The 324-nt window shown below is 75.9% G+C and carries 1 pseudogene; it reads left to right on the top strand.

Annotation, left to right across the window (positions count from 1 at the left end):
* A pseudogene (locus B2W70_RS12195) lies at positions 1-324 on the top strand (PLP-dependent aminotransferase family protein); the annotation flags it as partial.

Genomic DNA, 324 nt, shown 5'->3' with positions numbered 1-324 from the left:
GGCCGAGGCGCAAAAGCGCGGTCAGATCGACGCGCGGCCCGGGCGCGGCAGCTTCGTGCGCAGCGCGGCACCGGCCGTGCCCCTGCGTGGCGGCACTGCGGCCGAGATGACCATGAACCTGCCGCCCGAGCCCGACGACCCCGCGCTGCTGCAACGCATGGCCGAAGGCTGCGCGCAGCTGTACGCCGACCCGAGGCGCCTGCTGGCTCACCTGCGTTACCAGGACTTCGGCGGCAGCCCCGCCGACCGCGACGCGGGCGCGCGCTGGCTGAGCGCCTTCATGGGCCCCACCCAGGCCGACCGCCTGCTGGTGGGCCCGGGCAT

Origin of the sequence: Aquabacterium sp. UBA2148, from assembly GCF_002328915.1 — a bacterium.
Taxonomy (GTDB): domain Bacteria; phylum Pseudomonadota; class Gammaproteobacteria; order Burkholderiales; family Burkholderiaceae_C; genus Aquabacterium; species Aquabacterium parvum.
This window is presented reverse-complemented; position numbering and strand designations above follow the sequence as displayed.